The sequence below is a fragment of the Helicobacter himalayensis genome, assembly GCF_001602095.1.
Taxonomy (GTDB): domain Bacteria; phylum Campylobacterota; class Campylobacteria; order Campylobacterales; family Helicobacteraceae; genus Helicobacter_F; species Helicobacter_F himalayensis.
Window position 1 is genome coordinate 739,378 of sequence record NZ_CP014991.1, and the last position, 20,177, is coordinate 759,554.

Annotated in this window: 19 protein-coding genes and 6 tRNA genes; 21 read left to right on the forward strand and 4 right to left on the reverse strand. The window is 41.0% G+C overall.

What is annotated here, in order from left to right:
* Nucleotide 1 precedes the first annotated feature (1 nt).
* Nucleotides 2–901 (forward strand): pyridoxal-phosphate dependent enzyme, encoded by a 900-nt coding sequence (locus tag A3217_RS03655; protein WP_066388085.1) that lies wholly within the window; start codon nucleotides 2–4, stop codon nucleotides 899–901.
* On the opposite strand, the gene A3217_RS03660 is transcribed toward A3217_RS03655, so the two are convergent.
* Both A3217_RS03660 and traF read right to left on the reverse strand, forming a co-directional pair.
* The gene (locus tag A3217_RS03660) at nucleotides 888–2,678 is read right to left on the reverse strand and encodes a DEAD/DEAH box helicase family protein (protein WP_066388087.1); all 1,791 of its coding nucleotides are present in this window, start codon (nucleotides 2,676–2,678) and stop codon (nucleotides 888–890) included. The two genes, A3217_RS03655 and A3217_RS03660, sit on opposite strands and share 14 nt — an antisense overlap.
* A gap of 11 nt (nucleotides 2,679–2,689) precedes the next feature.
* On the reverse strand, nucleotides 2,690–4,516 hold the full coding sequence (gene traF, locus A3217_RS03665) for a conjugal transfer protein TraF (protein WP_066388090.1): 1,827 nt from the start codon (nucleotides 4,514–4,516) through the stop codon (nucleotides 2,690–2,692).
* Between the two features lie 200 nt (nucleotides 4,517–4,716).
* Here traF and A3217_RS03670 point away from each other — a divergent pair.
* A tRNA-Val gene (locus A3217_RS03670) sits at nucleotides 4,717–4,792 on the forward strand.
* An 82-nt stretch (nucleotides 4,793–4,874) separates the two neighbouring features.
* Here the strand turns inward: A3217_RS03670 and pyrC are convergent.
* Both pyrC and A3217_RS03680 read right to left on the reverse strand, forming a co-directional pair.
* Entirely contained in the window at nucleotides 4,875–5,981 is a 1,107-nt protein-coding gene (gene pyrC, locus A3217_RS03675; RefSeq protein ID WP_066388092.1) for a dihydroorotase, read from the reverse strand.
* Nucleotides 5,982–6,011: 30 nt separating this feature from the next.
* Nucleotides 6,012–7,415 (reverse strand): phosphomannomutase/phosphoglucomutase, encoded by a 1,404-nt coding sequence (locus A3217_RS03680; protein ID WP_156471840.1) that lies wholly within the window; start codon nucleotides 7,413–7,415, stop codon nucleotides 6,012–6,014.
* Between the two features lie 142 nt (nucleotides 7,416–7,557).
* On the opposite strand from A3217_RS03680, the gene hisC reads away from it, so the two are divergent.
* The 19 genes from hisC to rplL all read left to right on the forward strand — a co-directional run bounded on the left by hisC (nucleotide 7,558) and on the right by rplL (nucleotide 20,090).
* Nucleotides 7,558–8,706 (forward strand): histidinol-phosphate transaminase, encoded by a 1,149-nt coding sequence (hisC, locus tag A3217_RS03685; protein WP_066388095.1) that lies wholly within the window; start codon nucleotides 7,558–7,560, stop codon nucleotides 8,704–8,706.
* A 19-nt stretch (nucleotides 8,707–8,725) separates the two neighbouring features.
* Nucleotides 8,726–10,435 (forward strand): flagellar basal-body MS-ring/collar protein FliF, encoded by a 1,710-nt coding sequence (fliF, locus tag A3217_RS03690; RefSeq protein ID WP_066388097.1) that lies wholly within the window; start codon nucleotides 8,726–8,728, stop codon nucleotides 10,433–10,435.
* A 9-nt stretch (nucleotides 10,436–10,444) separates the two neighbouring features.
* Nucleotides 10,445–11,476, forward strand: coding sequence for a flagellar motor switch protein FliG (gene fliG / locus A3217_RS03695; protein ID WP_066388100.1), 1,032 nt, complete (start codon nucleotides 10,445–10,447; stop codon nucleotides 11,474–11,476).
* Nucleotides 11,463–12,269, forward strand: coding sequence for a flagellar assembly protein FliH (gene fliH, locus A3217_RS03700; RefSeq protein ID WP_066388106.1), 807 nt, complete (start codon nucleotides 11,463–11,465; stop codon nucleotides 12,267–12,269). Before fliG ends, fliH begins: the two co-directional genes overlap by 14 nt.
* Nucleotides 12,270–12,352: 83 nt before the next feature.
* Nucleotides 12,353–14,233, forward strand: a complete 1,881-nt coding sequence (gene dxs, locus A3217_RS03705; RefSeq protein WP_082807958.1) for a 1-deoxy-D-xylulose-5-phosphate synthase — start codon at nucleotides 12,353–12,355, stop codon at nucleotides 14,231–14,233.
* 13 nt (nucleotides 14,234–14,246) lie between these two features.
* A complete protein-coding gene (gene ruvA / locus A3217_RS03710) occupies nucleotides 14,247–14,849 on the forward strand; it encodes a Holliday junction branch migration protein RuvA (protein WP_066388107.1) in 603 nt (200 codons plus the stop codon).
* 61 nt (nucleotides 14,850–14,910) lie between these two features.
* Nucleotides 14,911–14,986: transfer RNA gene (locus A3217_RS03715), tRNA-Thr, on the forward strand.
* 60 nt (nucleotides 14,987–15,046) lie between these two features.
* Nucleotides 15,047–15,131, forward strand: a tRNA-Tyr gene (locus A3217_RS03720).
* A gap of 114 nt (nucleotides 15,132–15,245) precedes the next feature.
* Nucleotides 15,246–15,322: transfer RNA gene (locus tag A3217_RS03725), tRNA-Gly, on the forward strand.
* 107 nt (nucleotides 15,323–15,429) lie between these two features.
* A tRNA-Thr gene (locus tag A3217_RS03730) sits at nucleotides 15,430–15,504 on the forward strand.
* Between the two features lie 76 nt (nucleotides 15,505–15,580).
* Complete coding sequence (gene tuf, locus A3217_RS03735) at nucleotides 15,581–16,780, forward strand: elongation factor Tu (protein ID WP_066388108.1); 1,200 nt, start codon at nucleotides 15,581–15,583, stop codon at nucleotides 16,778–16,780.
* A gap of 7 nt (nucleotides 16,781–16,787) precedes the next feature.
* Nucleotides 16,788–16,958, forward strand: a complete 171-nt coding sequence (rpmG, locus tag A3217_RS03740; protein ID WP_066388109.1) for a 50S ribosomal protein L33 — start codon at nucleotides 16,788–16,790, stop codon at nucleotides 16,956–16,958.
* Between the two features lie 18 nt (nucleotides 16,959–16,976).
* Nucleotides 16,977–17,052 (forward strand) — tRNA-Trp (locus tag A3217_RS03745).
* Between the two features lie 34 nt (nucleotides 17,053–17,086).
* Nucleotides 17,087–17,269: a preprotein translocase subunit SecE gene (gene secE / locus A3217_RS03750; RefSeq protein ID WP_066388110.1), complete on the forward strand. Its 183-nt coding sequence runs from the start codon at nucleotides 17,087–17,089 to the stop codon at nucleotides 17,267–17,269.
* Between the two features lie 26 nt (nucleotides 17,270–17,295).
* Nucleotides 17,296–17,814 (forward strand): transcription termination/antitermination protein NusG, encoded by a 519-nt coding sequence (gene nusG, locus A3217_RS03755; protein ID WP_066388112.1) that lies wholly within the window; start codon nucleotides 17,296–17,298, stop codon nucleotides 17,812–17,814.
* 12 nt (nucleotides 17,815–17,826) lie between these two features.
* A complete protein-coding gene (rplK, locus tag A3217_RS03760; RefSeq protein ID WP_066388113.1) occupies nucleotides 17,827–18,252 on the forward strand; it encodes a 50S ribosomal protein L11 in 426 nt (141 codons plus the stop codon).
* A 31-nt stretch (nucleotides 18,253–18,283) separates the two neighbouring features.
* Nucleotides 18,284–18,988, forward strand: a complete 705-nt coding sequence (rplA, locus tag A3217_RS03765; protein ID WP_066388114.1) for a 50S ribosomal protein L1 — start codon at nucleotides 18,284–18,286, stop codon at nucleotides 18,986–18,988.
* A gap of 112 nt (nucleotides 18,989–19,100) precedes the next feature.
* Entirely contained in the window at nucleotides 19,101–19,586 is a 486-nt protein-coding gene (gene rplJ / locus A3217_RS03770) for a 50S ribosomal protein L10 (protein WP_066388115.1), read from the forward strand.
* Between the two features lie 126 nt (nucleotides 19,587–19,712).
* Nucleotides 19,713–20,090, forward strand: a complete 378-nt coding sequence (gene rplL, locus A3217_RS03775) for a 50S ribosomal protein L7/L12 (protein WP_066388117.1) — start codon at nucleotides 19,713–19,715, stop codon at nucleotides 20,088–20,090.
* Nucleotides 20,091–20,177: the final 87 nt, after the last annotated feature.

Here is a 20,177-nt window from a genome sequence, read left to right on the forward strand (position 1 = left end):
TATGCGCTCCACACCCACGCAGGAGCTAAACTTTTTTGGCAAAAAGCTTTGGGTGAAGCGCGATGATTTGGCGCGCATTGAGGGTGTGAGCGAGCATTTTAATGGTAACAAAGCGCGCAAATTCTACGCCCTTTTGCATAATCCAAATAAAATTTTTCTTAGCTATGGCGGGAATCAATCAAATGCTATGCTTGCCCTAAGCGCGCTCACGCACGCTCAAAGAAAGCGCTTTATTTATCTCACGCCTGCGCCATCACGATTTTTGCGCGAAAATCCAAGCGGGAATTTTGCCCTTGCGAACGCCTTTGGCGCGGAATTTATCTTTGCAGATTCTGGCATAAATGCGCTAGAGCTTAAAAATGAAGCATTAGCACATTTTAAAACCTTGCCTTTTAAGGAGAAGCGTTTTATCCCACAAGGCGGGGATTTAGAGCTAGCAAAAGAAGGCGTAGTGGCACAATGCAGGGAAATTTGGGAATTTATCCAAAAACAATTTGCCACAAAAGAAGCACTTGTATTTTGCGCCACAGGAAGCGGTATAAGCGCGCTAGCACTAGCACAAGCAACAAATGAGCTACAATGCAATATACAAATTGTGCCAATTTTATGCGCCAAGCTTGAGGGTTTTGAAAAAAAATTTACAAAAACTCTTAATACAAATTTTGCTTTTGGCGCGCTTAAAAAAGAGGTGTGGGAAATGTATCACACCTTGCTTAGGAAAGGGATTGGGTTTGATTTGCTTTATGATTGCCCCGCACTTTGCGCGCTCAAAAATGCGCTAGATTCTCAATTTTTCACACAAAATGAGCTAGAAAAAGAATGGATTTTTATCCATAGTGGGGGACTTTTGGGGAATCTTAGCCAAATTCCGCGCTTTATGCGGAAGTTTAGAATCTTATAAGTGTGGCTTGAGAAAGAAGCTTGTGTAAAAATTGATTTGGCTGACTTTGCCAAAAGCGCAAATCACACACGATAAAAAGATTTTTTTTAATCCGACTAATAGCGACATTAAGCCCATAGAGTGCATTTGTCTGCTTAGAATCTGTAAGATAGTAGTGCAAACTCACCGGCGAAAAAATCACATTATCCCATTCCCTGCCTTGCGAACCATGGATTGTAAGCACTTCTAAGCCCCCTAAATGTCGTTGCAATTCCTTGCGTTGCTTGACAAATGGCGTGATAACCGCAAGAGTGTCTTGCAAAGGTGTTTGTGTGCTTTTTGGATTCTTTGTGCGCCGCAATAAATGCTGATAGAGAATCTGCGTGGCACGCACCTCATTAGCGCTAAAATTACTATCCGCTTCACTCTTGCGCCCGCTATCAACGCAGTAAATCCCCATAACACGCTCTTGTCCGCGCAAGCCATTGTGATAAATGTAAGAATCTAGCAAGCGCGCGAGATTGTCGCCATAGCGATGAGTGAAGTTCAAACTTGCAATGTGGGAGAGTTGGGGATTTTGCGTTGATTGCTTTAAGTTTAAGGTTTCAAAATGGCTAAATGGCGCGCTAGATTCAGTAAAATTTTCGTCTCCTACGTTATTTTGTGCGCTCGATTCTTGCAAAGGTGTTTGTGTGTTCGATTTGCATTCGCGCGTGCTATCTTGCAAATCCTTTGCGTTGAAAAATTCCTCCATAAAAAGCGCGGACAGATTCCATAAATTCACTTCCGGGCGCACTCTTAGCTCGTTTGCAGGCATTTCACAAATTGGCATTAACTGCTTATGGTCGCCAAAAAGCGTGATTGGCACATTTCCCACGCACAGCGCGCAAGCTTTAGCTAGTGGGGCAAAGGCGCATTCATCTAAAAAATAATGCGCAAACTCTATCTCTAGATTTTCCGCGCGCTTAATGAATCCATCAAGTGTTAGCCCGATAATAAGTGCATTCTTTAAACGCGTTTTAAGATTTGTTGGCTGATTAAAAAGTGAGGTTTGAGCTTTTTTAATCGCATTGCTATCGCAACATTCTGGATATAAGCTCAAAAAGCGTTGTGTTGGCAGTCCTAGGCGCAAGAGATTGTGTAGTTCAAAATCCATTTTTTTAAAATGCTCTAAAAGTGTGGTGAAAATCTGCTCTAGCGCGGAATTTGTCGGGGCTAGCACACAGGTTTTCACGCCTTTTTTTGCATAAAAATACAGCGCTTCAAAAAGCACGACTTGCGTTTTGCCACTGCCCGGAGGTCCCCACACATAGCTTAGCGGGTGTTTGAAAATCATCTCTACTGCGCGCTTTTGCTCATTGTTGAGATAATTTGGAATCTGCTCGTCATATTTTAGTGGCACTCTTGTAGGAAGTTGCAGAGAATCTTTGTTTTTTTCATAATAATTTGCAACATTTTTTACAAGAAATTTTAAATCGCTATAAAGGCTAAGGCTCGCGCCCTTTTGCTTTAGGTGCTTTTGTAGGGCACTTAGGAGTTCAAAATTTGGCGCAATTTTTAAAAGTGAAGTATCTTCATTGTATTCTAAATCCGCGCTTGTGCTTAGCTCGAAAACTTCCTTTGGCGCAAGCTCGAGCATTAAGCCATCTTGCGAGAAAAGACGTTTGCCAAGTTGCAGGTTTAAAGTCTCATCTTTAAACTCATAGCGTACAATCCGCACAGAATCTAAACCCAAATTATGTGCGCTCAAATATTCATAGTAGCTAAGCGCAGAGTGGGTTAAGGCGCGCGCGTGCATTCAAGCAGAGATTACCAGCTAAACTGCCCACCGACTTTGAATGCCATATAATTTGAGACATTAAAGCCATAAAGTGTAACATTTTCACCAAGTCCATATTGAAACGCAATGTCTAGGAATCCAAACGCATTCACACCGCCTGTAAGGATTGCGCCCTCGCCAGCCTTGCTTTTCATATCTTTCATTGCGCCAAGTCGGAAATCTACATATTTAAAATCCGCGATAATCCCCCCACCTAGCATTTGACTTTGTTTATTTACAACACTTAATGTGTTGTTTGGCAAAACATCATAATCTGCCGCGATTGTAAGGAAGTCCAAAAGTTCATAGCTTACACCTGTGCGGATTTGACGATTAAGGATAATGTCAGAGCCTGTATTCATCTTAATGTGTGGGGCGTTAAGATTCTTTATCACAAGCCCAAGATTAAGCTTTTTAGCAAAAAATGGGGTGTAGAGAGCTCCTAAATCTAGCGCGAAAGTTTGCTGAGAAATCATATCACCAGTTTTAGGCGTGTTAATTTTAGGCTTATCAAAGTTAAGAGTTTGGTCAAGGCGATAACCAAAAGCTTGCATAAACTTCACTGCACCGCCTATATGTATATCTCCGATACGACTGAACAATGTGTGTCCATAGCCTACCGGTACTTCAATGAGTGCGAGCGAAGTAGCATTAATTTGGTGCTTTGCGTTAGGACTTAAGATTGAAGAGTTCTCAAATTGTTGTTTTGCGGTATTGTTGTTTGCGTCCATCAAAATACTTAAATCAACACCACCTCCCGTAATGGTGGCTTCAATGTATTTCCCTCCAGCTTCGACAATAAGTTTGCTATGTGTAGGGTCGATATTTGCTGATGCGCCTACAAAGACTTGGGGTAAAATCGCTATGGCTACCGCACCGCGCCCAGAATCTATCTCTTGCACGCTTAGCTCACCTATTCCATCAGATTCAATCTTTTTTGTGCGTGCTTTGCCACCTATTTGGAGGACTATGCCATTTTGTGAGTTTAGGATAAGCTCATTGCTTTGCAAAGTGTTGTTTAAAACATTAAAGGAATCAACAAGTCTATCAACATCAGAATCTGCGCCACGAGGTAAGGTGATTTTCCCAACTCGAGAAAGTATATCTTCCATCTTTGGCGATTTTCCATCTAACGCACCAGAGACTAAGCCCGCGATATCTTTTGGGTCAATACTTTTGATCATCTCTGTTAAAAGTGGCGGTGCACCATTCTTGTCGGCAGCATCTATGAGTTTATCTTTAAGATTCTTTCCTATCATACCGGTATTTTGTTTTGCTTCTTTTTCTAATTCTTTGGCTACTTCCTCTACACTTGATTTAGAACTACAAGAGGTGCAACCTAAATCTTTTGCAAATTTTTCTATCGTTTGCTTATCTAATGTTCCATTATGTCCTATGCCTAACATATCTCCTAGCACATTTCCTAAAATCCCATCAACGCTAACTGATGTTCCAGTGCTTGGTTTGTAGGAAATCGCACCATTTGCAATAGCACCCTTTGCACTTGTTTTCCCCAAAAGCTTTTCATCAAGTGTGCTTGCAATCCTTGAGAGTTCCTTGTAGTCAATTGTAAGTGCCTCTAAAAGATTCTGCTCTCTAAACTGCGCGCCAAAACTATAACCCACTTTTGAGCGTCTATCAGCCGCCAAAAGCGCAGGGTTGTAATACACGCCCCACGCTGATTGCTTAAGTGCCACACCCGCACCTCCGATGCTCGTAGATACCTGCCCCATAGAGCCAAACTCAAGCGCATTAATCGAACTCAAGCCAGCACATAGCATAAGAATTAAGGCGTTTTTTGTGGTATTTTTTTTCATTTAAACAAACCCCTTTTCCTTTAGGTTTCAAGTTTTGTAAGCTTGGGATTTTACCTAAAAATTTTAGAAAATCCCATATAAGTGTAGATTCTGAAAAATTTAATTAGATTTTTAGTCGCTTCGTCCAAACTTTGAAAAACTTTTAAACAAACTTAAAATATTTTTAGCTACAATGCGCGCCTGATTTTTGCAAAATAAAAGATCGCGTAGCTCAGTTGGTAGAGCACTACCTTGACATGGTAGTGGTCGCTGGTTCAAGTCCAGTCGTGATCACCATTCTTTCAAAGCTTCAAAATTTCCACTCCGTATTAATTTTTGAGCAAGAATTTTGACTTAAGCCCTAAAAAACTGGTTTGCTTCAAAGCACCCTATACCTGCTTTTTTGTCCGCCAAAAAGGACATTTATCGAGTCATCTTCGCAGGACACGTTTTTTGGGATTTCATATCCGCTAGATTCTAAACGCACGATTTTTGCGCTCATTGCCTCTTTTTGTAAAATGTTTTGTAAAAACGCACTTAAATCATAGTTTCTCACAGCATTATCACTCACAAAGGCTTGTAGGTTTTCTAATCTTTTGTGATAGGCAAACACACTTGCTAACACAGGCAAAATACAAGGTGCGGAAAATATCCCGCTTGGCGCATTTGGCGCGTATTTTTTACTTTGCAAATGCGGGGCAGAATCTGAGCCAAAACTCACTTTTTTATGCGCGTTTAATGCAAGATGTAAGAGTGCGTCGCTATCTTGCGGACGTTTTAACATTGGTTTGCAAACCAAATCTGCATACAAGCCCCCACCAAGCACATCATCTAAGCTTAGTAAAATATGGTGCAAACTTAGCGTTGCATAGAGATTCTCATATTTTTCAAGTGTGGGGATTGAGCGCGAGTCGCTCATATGCTCGATAATGATTTTTAAGCGCGGAAAAGTGCGTGCTAAAGTTGCAAATACTTCTAAAAATTCAAATTCCCGCTCAAGACAGAATCCCGCGCTTTCACCGTGAATTGACAATATGAAACCAAGCTCTTGCGCGTTTTGCAAAATTTCTAAAATATGAGAATCCAAAACCTCGCTCACGCCATTTTGGCTATTTGTAGTCGCACCTTTTGGGTAAAGTTTGAGAATCTTAATGCCTTGTGCCTTTGCTTCTTGCAATTCCTTTTTGGTGAGCGTGTTTGTGAGATAGAGTGTCATTAATGGTTCGTAGGCTGTGAGATTATTTTTTTTGGCTAAAGTGAGAATCTGCTCTTTATACGCTAGGGCTTGTTTAGTGGTGGTGATTGGCGTGCTTAGATTTGGCATTACCACGTTTGAAAGAAAATCGCGCGCGCTAAAAGGTAAGATAGATTCTAGCATCGTCCCTTCGCGTAAATGCAGGTGCATATCAAGCGGATTGCTCAAGCTAAGCGTGCGAAACTCATCAGAAATCACAAAATCCCCAAAATACTTTGCTATACTTTTCATCACGCCCTCCTTAAAGCTTTCTTTAAATACTTACTTGCAGGATTGCAATAAATCCAAAAGCTTTTGCTTGTATTCCATTGCACAATTTTCAGAATCCGCCTCAAAGCGCGTCACAAGCACGGGTGTAGTATTGCTCGCGCGCACAAGTCCCCAGCCATTTTCAAACACCACACGCAAGCCGTCAATACTAATGATTTCTTTAATATGTGGAAAATCTTTTGGTGGATTCTGTAATTTTGTCTTAAGAGATTCTATGAGTGCGAATTTTTGCTCTTCAGTGGTGTTGATTTTTTCCTCCGGTGTGGAATAGGCTTTTGGCAGTGCGAGAATCTCTTGCTCTATTTGTGTTGGCGTGCGCTTTAAAAATAGCTCTAGCGCCCTAAATGTTGAATAAATCGCATCATCATAGCCAAAATAGCGCTCTTTAAAAAAAATATGTCCGCTCATTTCAGCTGCTAGGTGCGCGCCAAGCTCTTTTAGCTTGACTTTCAAATTAGAATGCCCGGTTTTATACATATGGGCCTTGCCGATTTTGTTGATTTCATCATACATAATCTGCGAGCATTTCACCTCGCCAATGACTTGTGGGGTAATCCCGCGTGAGTGCATTTCGCGCGCAAAAAGAATGGCTAGCTCATCGCCTTTGTAGCTGTAATTTGTGCTTAAAAGCGCTAGCCTGTCCGCATCGCCATCAAAAGCGATTCCAATAGGGATATTTTTCTCTTTCATAACGCGTTTTAAATCCTCTAAATTATGCTCCTCGCTTGGGTCTGGGTGGTGGTTTGGGAAGTTTCCATCAGGCTCAAAATACAGCGCTTCATAAGAAATATGTAGATTCTGTAATACTTTGTCAATCGCCACGCCAGCCACGCCATTACCGCAATCGATGGCAATTGTGTAGGGGAGATTTGCCAAATGCTTAAACTGCGTGCTTAAAAATGAAATATAAGAATCTAGCGCGCTTAGCTTTTTGGCTTCTTTTTTAGATTCTACAAAGTCGTTAAACTCCGCGATTAAATCCTTGCCAAGCGCGGTAATGTCTTTGCCATAAAAAGGCGTGTTTTGCAAGGTGATTTTAAAGCCATTGTATTGTGGCGGATTATGCGAGCCTGTGATCATTACAGAGTTTTTACATTGCACATCATCAATTTTTTCATAAGTCGCAAAATACGCTACGGGTGTGGGAATAAGCCCTAAATCATAAACTTCTATACTTTCGCTTTCAAACCCACTTTTTAACCACGAAAAGAGCACAGGCGAATGTGCGCGCGCATCATAGCCCACGCACACGCTTTTTTCATTGAGATTTTTTAATCTCTTGCCAAGCTGTGCGCCGATATTAAACACCACTTCTTTATTTAAATCCTCTTCAAAAATCCCGCGAATGTCGTATTCTCTAAAGATTTTTTGGATAGAACTGCTAACTTTACTCATATTCAATACTCCTGCAAAATTTAAGATTTTAAGCGAGCGAATTTTACAAAAATCTTAGCAGAAATTGGATACAATCCCCCCATTTATTTTTTCCAAAACAAAAAATCATTTTTCATCACACCACACACAATAAAGGCAGGCTATGCGTTTTAATCCACATTTACAACATATCGCGCCTTATGAAGCAGGTAAGCCAATAGAGCTTGTGATGCGTGAATATGGCATTGCGCGTGAAAGTATCATCAAGCTTGCGAGTAATGAAAATCCTTATGGCACTTCACCAAAGGTGCTAGAAGCGCTTAAAAATAATATTCATACTGCGAGTTTGTATCCTGATGATTCTTATTGTGAGCTCAAAGAGGCGTTAGCGCGTAAATTTAGCGTGGATTCTCGAAATCTCATTATTGGTTCTGGGAGCGATCAGGTGATTGAATTTTGCCTGCACGCACGCGCTGGGACAAGCAAGGAGTTTAAGATTCTGCAAGCAGGCGTGACTTTTGCAATGTATGAAATTTATGCAAAGCTTTTTGGCGCACAGATTCTCAAAACAAAAAGCTTAGCGCACGATTTGGACGAGATTTTAGAATTACAAAGGCAAGAAAATGCGGATATTATTTTTATTTGTGCGCCAAATAATCCGCTTGGGGAATGTGTGGATACGCGTGCGCTGTATGCGTTTTTAGAGCAAATTTCAGAATCTTGTCTTGTGGTGATTGATGGTGCATATCAGGAATATGCGCGCTTTAAAGACGCGCAAAAAGGCATAGAACCTTTGGGATTGATAAAAAAATTTTCAAATGTGATTTATCTAGGCACATTTTCTAAGGCTTATGGCTTAGGCGGTATGCGCGTGGGCTATGGGATTGGGAGTATGGAGATGATTAAGGCACTGCATAAAGTGCGCCCGCCTTTTAATATTACGACTTTAAGCTTGCTAGCAGCTATTACTGCATTACAAGATGAGGAATTTATCGCGCATTCTTTGAGTGAAAATTTCAAGCAAATGCGCGTGTATGAGGACTTTGCAAAGGCGTACAATATAGCTTTTATCCCTTCTTGGACGAATTTTATTACTTTTGTTGGGGATTTTTATGAGAATCTAGACGTAACAGATGAAACTAACATAAAGTTTGATAGCACCAAATTTTGTGATTTTTGTTTGCAAAAAGGCGTGATTTTACGCAATCTTAAAAGCTATAATCTCAACGCCTTTCGCGTGAGTATTGGCACACAAGCACAAAACAAAAGAGTTTTAGAGCTTCTTGGTGAGTTTTTGGGGCTTAATAAATAAATTTTAAGTAAGGGATATGATGAATATACAGCTGATTTTAGAGCAAATCGCAAAAATTTTAAAACGTATTAATAAGCGTCAGCGTATCATTATCCTTGCTACGCTTATTGTGATTATTTCTTTTTTGACCTATCTTGTGCTTTTTCATGTTGATGAGAAAAGCGAGTATGAGGGCTATTCTGTTCTTTTTAATGGTATTGAGCCACAAGATAGCGCGCTGATTTTGCAAAATTTACAGCAAAATAAGATTCCCTATAAAATCCCTGCTGATAATACAATCCTTGTGCCAAGTGATAAAGTCTATGAGCAGCGCATCGCACTTGCTTCGCTTGGGATTCCAAGACAGGGAAAAAAGATTAGTTTTAGTGATTTTATTGAGAATCAGAATCTCGGCGATACGGATTTTAGAGAGCAGACAAAATTCCAGCTTGCGGTTGAGGGCGAGCTAACAAAAACTATTGAAAGTATCACTGCTATTGAATCCGCAAGTGTGCTTATCGCGCCTGCGGAAAAATCCGTCTTTAGTAGGCAAAATATTCCGCCAACTGCATCAGTGAAAATCCAATTGCGACAAGGAATGGATCTCACGCAGGCTCAAATTGTGGGGATTAAGAATCTTGTCGCTGCGTCAGTAACAAATCTCACGCCAGATAGGGTAAAAATCATCAATCAAGATGGGGATTTGCTTGGTGAAACGACAGAATTTAGCACAGCCTCTGGGCTTATTAAACTTGCTGAACAGCAAAGAAAATACCAAATTGCGCAGGAAAAAACTTATGAAAATAAGATTATCGAAGCACTCAAAGGGATTGTGGGTGATGAAACACGCGTGCGTGCGCAGGTGAGTTTAGAATATGATTTTTCACAAGTGCGCCAAACGCAAGAAATTTTTGGAAATAATGTCGTGGAAGCCGAGCGTAATATCGAAGAGCGCGAAAAAGGTGTGCGCGAAACGCCAATAGGTGGTGTGCCCGGCGTGGTGAGTAATATCGGACCGGTGCAGGGTTTAGATGATGCGAATGTATTGAGTGAAAAAAGTAAAACTGACGAGACAAAAAATTACCGCGTAGATAGAACCGTGAGCGAGATAAAAGGACCTATCGGCAAGCTTGTGAGAATTAGTGCGGGCGTGGTGGTAGATGGGACTTATAGAGAGGTGACTGACGAAAATGGTGAAAAAAAATTAGAATATGTTCCGCGCAGTGAGCGTGATTTAAAAGAGATTGAAGATATTGTCAAGGGCGTTGTGGCGTATAAAGAGGAGCGCGGTGATTTTGTGAAGATTACGAATTTCGAGCTTAATGCTGCTACTGCAAACTACAAGCCAAAAGATTCATGGGAAAGCTTTTCAGACAATGTCGAAAAATACCTCGGACCATTTATGCCGCTTATTAAATATCTTCTTGTGGGATTGGTGCTTTTCATTTTTTACAAAAAGGTTGTTGCGCCATTTACCGAGCGTATGCTTGAAGTGCAGGAGGACGAAGAAGAAGAAGTGGAATCTTTACTGCAACTTGATGAGGACGATGAGGATTTGAATAAATTTAGCGATTTGAGAAAACGCGTAGAGGATCAACTCGGACTTGGTGGCGGATTTAATGAAGATGAAGTAAAATACGAAGTGATTTTGGAACGTATGCGTAATGTCGTCTCTGAACGCCCAGAAGAAGTAGCTGCGCTTTTCCAATCGCTTATCAAAGATGAGCTAGAAATTGGCTCAAATCCATAAGGAGGCACTATGGCAATCAATCTCTCACCGCGCCAGCGCGCGCAATATGATGAACTCTCAATGTCAGAGAAAATCGCTATTTTGCTTATCCAGCTTGGCGATGACATTACGAGTGAGATTTTTCACTTTTTGGATATTGATGCGATTACAGAAATTTCTAAGCAAATCGCACAGCTTGGTAGCACGGATAAAAGTATAGGTGCGGCGATATTAGAGGAATTTTGGGTTATTTTTCAATCTAATCAATACATTAATACCGGCGGTTTGGACTATGCGCGCGATTTGCTTATTAAAGCACTTGGACCAGAAGCGGCAAAAGCGATTTTGGATAAGCTTGCAAAAACAATGCAATCAGCCAAAAACTTTGCCTACCTTTCAAAAATCCGTCCTCAACAGCTCGCGGACTTTATTATCAACGAGCACCCACAAACCATCGCACTAATCCTAGCGCATATGGACGCAGGCAGTGCGGCGGAGACTTTAGGGTATTTTTCTGATGATTTGCGCGCGGAAGTGGCGATTAGAATGGCAAATTTAGGTGATATTTCCCCAAGTGTGGTGAAGCGCGTTTCCGCAGTGCTAGAAAACAAATTAGAATCTCTCACAAGCTATAAAGTTGAAGTTGGTGGCACAAGAAGCGTGGCGGAGATGTTTAACCGCTTAGGACAAAAAGCCGCCAAAGCCACAATCGCACATATTGAGCAAATCGATGAACAGCTAGCCACAGAGATTAAGGAGATGATGTTTACTTTTGAAGACATTAATAAACTTGATAATAACGCAATTAGGGAGATTCTCAAAATTGCAGATAAAAAAGATCTCACTCTTGCGCTTAAATCTGCAGGTGATGATTTGAAGCAAAAATTTATGGCAAATATGAGCCAACGTGCCAGCGAGCAGTTTATTGAGGAAATGCAATTCTTAGGCGCGGTAAAAGTGCGCGATGTGGAAAATGCACAAAGAAAGATTGTCGAAGTTGTGCAAACACTATCAGAGCAAGGTCTAATTCAATTAGGCGAACAGGACGATGTCATTGTTTAATCAAGAAAATATCATAAACAGCCACAGCACGCAAACTCATAACATTAGCAAGTATGAGTTTAAGTCTATAACAGTCAAGGAAAAAGAGGCGCAAGGTACAGAATCTGCGCAAGATTCTCAAAACGCGCTAAGTATGCCAATGCCTGCAAGCGAGCAGAAGAGCATACTTTTGGAGCCAGATTGGCATAGAGAGATTGTCGAAAAACTACTAGCAAAAAGCGACAATCTTTCAGATTCTCTAGCCAAACTTGAAATGCAGTTTGAAAAGCTTGAAGCTCAAAGCAAGGAGCAGGTTACAAATGCTAAAGATGAGGGTTATAAAGATGGCTACAATCAAGCCAAAGAGGATATAAAAAAGGAATTAGAGGATGAGATAAACACGCAAAAAAAGACACTTACAGATTCTATTATCACGCTTGAAAACACGTTAAAAGGCTCGCAAAAGCACCTCGAGGCGTTAGAAAAAGAGCTAAGTGCAATTGCGGTGGATATTGCAAAAGAGGTTATCATCAAGGAAGTGGAGGAAAACAGCCAGAAGGTGGCTTTAGCGCTTTCACATGAACTTTTGCATTCCATAATGGACGCGACAAATATCAAGCTCAAAGTTAATCCGCAGGATTATTTGTATTTAAAAGAGCAATTAAAGGATTTGCAAAAAGTGGAGATTCTCGCGGATAATGCAGTCGCGCTCGGTGGCGTGGTGGTGCTAAGTAGTGATGGCAATATCGATGGCAACATCCTTAATCGCTACAAAAATATGAAACAATCCATTTTGGAAAATATCAAAGAGTAGTTATGCAAGAAAAAAATGCCCCATTGCCACACTTTGTGCAAAATCACTCGCAGGAGCTTAGTTTGCAAATAGATAAAGCACAGATGCTTGCAAAGAGTCTGCTTGGTCAAAAAAAAGTAAGCGAGATGGATTCGGAAGAATTGCAAGCACTCTCACAGGGCGTGCGCGCGAGAATCTTAAACGTAGTGAGTAAAAATGGTGGGCATTTAAGTTCCACGCTTGGCGCAGTCGAGCTTATCATCGCGATGCACGCGGTGTTTGATTGCAGGCAAAATCCCTTTATTTTTGATGTTAGTCATCAAGCCTACACACACAAGCTTCTTACTGATAGATGGGATTCTTTTGAGAGTCTTAGGCAGTTTGGCGGTATAAGCGGATTTTGTAATCCTAGAGAATCTGCAAGTGATTATTTCATCGCTGGGCACAGCTCAACTTCAATTTCACTTGCTGTGGGCGTGGCAAAAAGCTTTGCACTTGAAAATAAAAAAAATATCCCAATTGTGCTCATTGGTGATGGCTCAATGAGTGCAGGGCTCGTGTATGAAGCACTCAATGAACTAGGCGCGCGCAAATATCCTGTTATTATCATTTTAAATGACAATGAAATGAGTATTTCAAAGCCAATAGGCGCGATTAGCAATTATCTCTCCCAAATCCTCGCCACGCCTACTTATCAATCTTTGCGTGCGCGTGTGAAAAATATCCTTGCTAAAATGCCAGAATCTGCCTCTTATCTTGCTAAACGCTTTGAAGAATCTTTTAAGCTCATTACGCCGGGTTTGCTGTTTGAAGAGTTGGGGCTTGATTATATCGGACCAATTGATGGGCATAATATCGAGCTTTTGATTTCTACTTTGCAAAAGGCAAAGGAGCTTAAAAATCCCGTTATTATCCACGCGCAAACCACTAAGGGCAAGGGTTATGAGATAGCTGAAGGGCGCTTTGAAAAATGGCACGGCGTAAGCCCTTTTGATTTGCAAACAGGCAAGTCTATCAAAAGTAGCGCGAGTGTGTTCGCACCTACACAGATTTTTAGCCAAACTCTTTTGGCGCTTGCAAAAGAAAATCCAAAAATTGTCGGCGTTACTGCGGCAATGCCAAGTGGCACGGGGCTAGATTCTCTTATGGAATATGATGAAACGCGCTTTTGGGACGTGGCAATCGCCGAGCCTCACGCAGTTACCTCAATGGCGACAATGGCAAAAGAGGGTTTTATCCCATTTGTGGCGATTTACTCGACATTTTTACAGCGCGCTTTTGATGCGATAATCCACGATGTAAGCATTATGTGCTTGCCTGTGCGTTTTGCCATTGATAGGGCGGGCATTGTTGGTGAAGATGGCGAGACGCATCAGGGGTTGCTTGACATTGCGTATCTGCGTATTATCCCAAATATAGTGCTTTTCGCCCCGCGCGATAGCGAATCTTTGAAACGAGCCATTAGCTTTGCGGCAAGCTACAATGAAAGCCCTTGTGCGTTTCGCTACCCACGCGGAAAGTTTGTGCTAGATTCTTTGGTGTATTTGCAAAGTGTGCAAGCTCTCACACAAGAGGATTTTATCTTAGGTAAGGCGCAGATTCTGCAAGAAGGTGTGTGCGTATTGCTCATAGGCTATGGGAATGGCGTGGGGCGTGCATTTGAAGTGGGTGAGATTCTAAAAACTCAAGGCATAGAGGCCGGAATCCTAGATTTGCGCTTTGTAAAGCCACTAGATGAGGAATGTCTAAAAGCGCAGTTTGCGCGCTATGAATATGCTTTTGTGTTAAGTGATAGCTATGTTTGCGGTGGCGTGGGAAGTGCGATTTTAGAATCTCATGCATTTAGGGAAAGTAACATTAAGCTTTATAGCCTTGAAGTTGAAGACAAATTTATCCCACATGGTAAAACTGAAGCCATAGAGCGCGCCATCGGACTAGATTCTCACTCCTTGGCAGAAAAAATAAGGGTAAATATAAAAAATTAAACAGGAAGGAATGATGATAATTGGTTTGAGGGGCGTTGTGGAGGATTTGCAAGCGACATTTTTGGAGCTTAATGTTGGCGGTGTGATTTATGGACTTGGTGTGTCGATAAATACTAGTGCGAAGCTTTCAGAGCAGCGAAATAGCGGGACTGAGGCACTTGTGTATTGCACGCAGATTGTTAGAGAGGATTCTCATTTGCTTTTTGGCTTTGCAGATAGGATTGAGCGATTGAGTTTTGAGCGATTGATAAAAATTAATGGTGTGGGGCCAAAAGTTGCGCTTGCGATTTTAAGCACTTACACGCCGCAGGAATTTGCAGAGATTTTGCAAAATAAAGATGTAGCTGCTTTGCAGAGAGTTCCGGGCATTGGTGCGAAGGGTGCGGGGAAAATTATGGTTGATTTGGCAGGTTTTTTTGATGGGCTGATTGCACAAAAAGATTCTCCAAATATAGCACACAATGAAACAAAAGAGGCGGTAAATGCTTTAGAATCTCTAGGCTTTAAAAGCGCGGATATTGCAAGTGTGCTAAAAGCTATGGATACGAAAGATATGCAGGTGGCACAAATCGTCAAGGAGGCGCTTAAACTTTTGGGTAAAAATAAAATTAGCTAAAATTCCTTGACAAAGTGGGATTTGTATTATATAATTGCGCTTCGCTTTTTTCTTTATATATGCTGGTTTAGCTCAGTTGGTAGAGCATCTGCCTTGTAAGCAGAGGGTCGGGGGTTCAAGTCCCTTAACCAGCTCCATATTTTCAAACTCTAGCAGTTTTCTGTTTTCAGTGTTTGACCAGTTTTTTAACTATTTTTGGTGAGTTACTCAAGTGGCCAACGAGGGCAGACTGTAAATCTGCTGACTTTGTCTTCCGTGGTTCGAATCCACGACTCACCACCACCTAGATTCCTTAATAAGTCAAAAAGGGATGGTTGAGAGTTTCTTTGTAAAGGCTTCTTTCAAACTTAGGATTTGGTAGTCGAGATAGTTTTGTTGTTTTCGAAAAATAAAGATGCGGGAATAGCTCAGTTGGCTAGAGCATCAGCCTTCCAAGCTGAGGGTCGCGGGTTCGAGCCCCGTTTCCCGCTCCACTAACTGGGAGCTGATTCTTCAATTTGAAAAGTCTGAAGTGAGGACGTGTGTTTAGCAGATTATCACAAGGCTTTAATCATAGAATCTACCCATTTTCAAAATATAAGCCCATATAGCTCAGTGGCAGAGCACTTCCTTGGTAAGGAAGAGGTCGGCGGTTCAATCCCGCTTATGGGCTCCAGTTTTTCTAAGAGCATAGAATCTTAGGCTTTAATTTTAAGATTTTGTGCAAATAAACCAAACAAGAGGAGAAAATTATGGCAAAAGAGAAATTTAACAGAAGCAAGCCACATGTGAATGTGGGAACTATTGGGCACGTCGATCATGGTAAAACGACTTTGAGTGCCGCGATTTCTGCTGTATTGGCTACAAAAGGTCTTGCAGAGCTCAAAGATTACGACAATATCGATAATGCACCAGAAGAGAAAGAAAGAGGTATTACAATCGCGACTTCTCACATTGAGTATGAGACAGAAAATCGCCACTATGCACATGTGGATTGCCCCGGACACGCTGACTATGTAAAAAATATGATTACAGGTGCGGCTCAAATGGACGGCGCAATTCTTGTTGTTTCCGCAGCTGATGGTCCTATGCCACAAACTCGCGAGCATATCTTGCTTTCGCGTCAAGTAGGTGTGCCTTATATCGTGGTATTTTTAAATAAACAAGATATGGTTGATGATGCAGAATTATTAGAGCTTGTAGAAATGGAAGTGCGCGATATGTTAAGTCAATATGAATTCCCCGGCGATACTACACCAATTGTGGCTGGTTCTGCGCTAAAAGCACTTGAAGAAGCTAAAGCTGGTAATGTTGGCGAGTGGGGTGAGAAGATTCTTAAACTTATGGAAGAAGTAGATAGATATATTCCAACACCACAGCGCGATACTGAAAAAACTTTCCTTATGCCGGTTGAGGATGTGTTCTCAATTGCAGGACGCGGAACTGTGGTAACAGGAAGAATTGAGCGCGGTGTAGTAAAAGTAGGTGATGAAGTGGAAATCGTGGGAATCCGCGACACACAAAAAACAACAGTCACAGGCGTTGAAATGTTCAGAAAAGAGCTTGATAAAGGTGAGGCTGGTGATAATGTTGGTATTCTTTTGCGCGGAACAAAGAAAGAAGAAGTAGAGCGCGGTATGGTGCTTTGCAAACCCGGCTCAATTACACCACACAAAAAGTTTGAAGGTGAGATCTATGTGCTTTCAAAAGATGAAGGCGGACGCCATACACCATTCTTTAATGGATATCGCCCACAATTCTATGTACGCACAACAGATGTCACAGGTTCAATCGAGCTTCCAAGCGGTGTAGAAATGGTTATGCCCGGCGATAACATTAAAATCACAGTTACACTTATCAATCCAATTGCGCTTGAAGAAGGCACACGCTTTGCGATCCGCGAGGGTGGCAGAACAGTTGGTGCTGGCGTGGTAACAAAAATCATCGAGTAGGTAACCTATGGCTAAGGGAAATGTAGTAAAAATAGGACTTAAATGTTCAGAATGTGGAGATATTAACTACTCCACAACAAAGAATGCCAAAACAAATACGGAAAAACTGGAGCTCAAGAAGTTTTCTCCTAGATTGAATAAACACACGATTCATAAGGAAGTAAAGCTTAAAAGCTAGGGAATCCCCTAGCTTTATAGGTCAGTAGCTCTAATGGTAGAGCGTCGGTCTCCAAAACCGAATGTTGGGGGTTCGAGTCCCTCCTGGCCTGCCAGTGCTTTAAGCAAAATAAAATAAAAGAGACAAAGATGAAAAAGTTGATAACTTATTATAGAAGTGCCAGAGAGGAATTAAGTAAGGTTATATACCCTACAAAGGAGCAGGTTATCAGCGCTTCTATTTCTGTGGTTAGCGTTGTTGTAGTTGTTGCTCTTTTTCTAGCGTTGGTTGATCTTATTTTATCTGCTTCTATGTCGCGTATTTTATCGTAGGTAGTAAATAAAAAGGGAGTAGAGTTTTGGAATGGTATGCTATACAGACTTATTCTGGCAGTGAGCAATCAGTCAAAAGGGCTATTGAGAATCTTATTATCGAAAACAAGATTCAAGATAGATGCGAGCAGATTGTCGTCCCTACGGAAGCTATTTTTGAAGACAAAAAAAAGAATATCACACAAAAAAGCTTATATCCGGGTTATGTCTTTATCAAGGTAGATTTGGACACGAAACTTTGGCATATGATTCAGTCTTTGCCACGAGTTGGGCGTTTTATTGGTGAAAGTAAGAAACCTACACCGCTTGGTGAGGCAGATATTGAAAAGATTCTTGAAAAAATTAAGAATCCAGCAGAGCCAAGACCTAAGGTATTTTTTGAAAATGGCGAGGTTGTGCGCATTATTGATGGTCCATTCGCAAATTTCACAGGAACGGTTGAAGAATATGACATAGAACATCGTAAATTAAAGCTCAATGTCTCGATTTTCAGCAGAAATACAATTGTTGAGATACTCTATTCACAAGTAGAAAAAATAATTTAAGGAAGGTGCATTATGGGTAAAAAAGTTGTTGGTGAGTTAAAATTACAAATCCCTGCGGGAAAGGCAAATCCTTCACCGCCTGTAGGTCCAGCTCTTGGGCAAAGGGGGGTTAATATTATGGAATTTTGTAAGGCTTTTAATGAAAAAACAAAAGATATGGGGAATTTCAATATCCCTGTTATCATTACGGTGTATCAAGATAAAAGCTTTACATTTGTTACAAAAAAGCCTCCTGTAACAGACCTTATTAAAAAGGCTACTAATCTACAAAAAGGTTCGGACAATCCTTTGAAAAACAAGGTTGCTAAATTGACCCAAAAGCAATTGCAAGAGATTGCGGAAGCTAAGATGGAAGATCTCAATGCTGTGGATATAGAAGTGGCTAAAAAGATTATCGCAGGAAGCGCTCGTAGTATGGGCGTAGAAATTGTGGATTAAAACAAGTAGATTCTAAGAATGGAGCGCATAAATGGGAAAAAGATTAACAAAACGACTAAAGAATTTACAGGATAAAGTTGACAGTACAAAGATTTATGACATTAATAGCGGTGTAGAGGTAGTGAAATCTCTTGCTTCTGCAAAGTTTGATGAAACCGTGGAAGTGGCTTTGCGTTTAGGCGTAGATCCACGTCATGCAGATCAAATGATACGCGGTGCGGTGGTGCTTCCTCATGGTACAGGTAAAAAAGTGCGTGTTGCGGTTTTTGCAAAAGGTGTGAAAGCTGATGAGGCAAAGGCGGCTGGTGCGGATATTGTCGGGGCTGATGATTTAGCTGAAGAGATTAAAAATGGTAATACAAACTTTGATATGGTGATTGCTACGCCAGATATGATGGCACTTGTTGGTAAGGTTGGTAGAATCTTAGGACCAAAAGGACTTATGCCAAACCCAAAAACAGGCACGGTGACTGCTGATGTAAGTAAAGCCGTAAGCAATGCCAAAAGCGGACAAGTAAATTTCCGCGTTGATAAAAAGGGTATTATTCACGCACCTATTGGAAAAGTAAGCTTTCAGGGTGAAAAAATCCGTGAAAATATGCTTGAGCTTGTGCGTGCGATTAATCGCTTGAAACCAAATTCCGCAAAAGGTAAATATATCAAAAGTGGGACACTATCACTTACGATGAGTCCGGGTGTGAAGTTGGATTCTCAAGAGCTTATGGATACAAAATAAGCTATTTTTTCTTAGCATTTATCTTAGATCGAAGATCATCGGGGCTTTTTGTCGTTAGGATATAAGGGCTTAAAAATTACCCTATGTGAGATTTGGTCTGAAAGGAGAGAAAATGACCAAGCAAGAAAAGATTCAGACTATTGAATGCCTAACTTCTGAGTTTAAAAATGCTTCTTCTATGATTGTGTGCGATTATAGGGGCTTAAGCGTTGCGAAGTTGGAATCTTTACGCGCAAATGCAAGAAAGAGCAGTATTAAAGTTCAAGTGATTAAAAATACTTTGGCGAATATTGCGATGCAAAACGCAAAGTATCCGCAAGCTGAACTCAAAGGCACAAATATCTTTATTTGGGGCGAAGAACAAATTGCTTTAGCAAAAGTAGTTTGCAAATTCGCAGAAAGCAATGAAGCGAACTTTTCTTTGAAATTTGGGTATTTTGATGGCAATATTGTACAAAAAGATTATATTGTTTCTGTATCAAAACTCCCAAGCAGAGAAGAGCTTATCGGTATGTTGCTATCTGTTTGGAGCGCACCGGCTAGATACTTTGTCACAGGGCTTGATAATTTGCGTAAGCAAAAAGAAGAACAGGTATAAGAATATTTTTGTTGTTTAGGGGCATAAGTTTGGCTTTTTAGATTCTTTTAAGGAAGTTTCTTGAGCCTAGTGAAGAATTTTAGAGTCTATATGGATCTAAGTGAAATATATTACAAGGAGCTTACAATGGCAATTTCAAAAGAAGAAGTGTTGGAATATATCGGGAATCTTTCTGTGTTGGAGCTTTCAGAGCTTGTAAAAGCGTTTGAAGAAAAATTTGGCGTAAGCGCAGCACCTACAATCGTAGCAGGTGCTGGCGGTGGCGCAGCAACAGCTGGTGGCGCAGAAGAAAAAACAGAATTCAATGTGATTCTTGTAGATGCAGGCGCAAACAAGATTAATGTAATTAAAGCTGTGCGTGAAATCACAGGACTTGGGCTTAAAGAAGCAAAAGATGCAACTGAAAATACACCAAGCACGCTTAAAGAGGGCGTAAATAAAGAAGATGCTGAAAACTTTAAGAAAAAACTTGAAGAAGCAGGCGCAAAAGTAGAAGTAAAATAACCTCGTTTTTAGACCAACCCCTTTTGGGGTGGCTATCTTAAAAGTGATAAAGTCCTAAGTTATAAAATTTAGAATACACTTTGCAGA

Bases quoted from the DNA above. Each gene is read 5' to 3' on its own strand.
- A3217_RS03655 (WP_066388085.1), top strand. From the start codon at position 2: ATGCGCTCCACACCCACGCAGGAGCTAAACTTTTTTGGCAAAAAGCTT.
- A3217_RS03660 (WP_066388087.1), bottom strand. From the start codon at position 2,678: ATGCACGCGCGCGCCTTAACCCACTCTGCGCTTAGCTACTATGAATAT.
- traF (WP_066388090.1), bottom strand. From the start codon at position 4,516: ATGAAAAAAAATACCACAAAAAACGCCTTAATTCTTATGCTATGTGCT.
- pyrC (WP_066388092.1), bottom strand. From the start codon at position 5,981: ATGAAAAGTATAGCAAAGTATTTTGGGGATTTTGTGATTTCTGATGAG.
- A3217_RS03680 (WP_156471840.1), bottom strand. From the start codon at position 7,415: ATGAGTAAAGTTAGCAGTTCTATCCAAAAAATCTTTAGAGAATACGAC.
- hisC (WP_066388095.1), top strand. From the start codon at position 7,558: ATGCGTTTTAATCCACATTTACAACATATCGCGCCTTATGAAGCAGGT.
- fliF (WP_066388097.1), top strand. From the start codon at position 8,726: ATGAATATACAGCTGATTTTAGAGCAAATCGCAAAAATTTTAAAACGT.
- fliG (WP_066388100.1), top strand. From the start codon at position 10,445: ATGGCAATCAATCTCTCACCGCGCCAGCGCGCGCAATATGATGAACTC.
- fliH (WP_066388106.1), top strand. From the start codon at position 11,463: ATGTCATTGTTTAATCAAGAAAATATCATAAACAGCCACAGCACGCAA.
- dxs (WP_082807958.1), top strand. From the start codon at position 12,353: ATGCTTGCAAAGAGTCTGCTTGGTCAAAAAAAAGTAAGCGAGATGGAT.
- ruvA (WP_066388107.1), top strand. From the start codon at position 14,247: ATGATAATTGGTTTGAGGGGCGTTGTGGAGGATTTGCAAGCGACATTT.
- tuf (WP_066388108.1), top strand. From the start codon at position 15,581: ATGGCAAAAGAGAAATTTAACAGAAGCAAGCCACATGTGAATGTGGGA.
- rpmG (WP_066388109.1), top strand. From the start codon at position 16,788: ATGGCTAAGGGAAATGTAGTAAAAATAGGACTTAAATGTTCAGAATGT.
- secE (WP_066388110.1), top strand. From the start codon at position 17,087: ATGAAAAAGTTGATAACTTATTATAGAAGTGCCAGAGAGGAATTAAGT.
- rplK (WP_066388113.1), top strand. From the start codon at position 17,827: ATGGGTAAAAAAGTTGTTGGTGAGTTAAAATTACAAATCCCTGCGGGA.
- rplA (WP_066388114.1), top strand. From the start codon at position 18,284: ATGGGAAAAAGATTAACAAAACGACTAAAGAATTTACAGGATAAAGTT.
- rplJ (WP_066388115.1), top strand. From the start codon at position 19,101: ATGACCAAGCAAGAAAAGATTCAGACTATTGAATGCCTAACTTCTGAG.
- rplL (WP_066388117.1), top strand. From the start codon at position 19,713: ATGGCAATTTCAAAAGAAGAAGTGTTGGAATATATCGGGAATCTTTCT.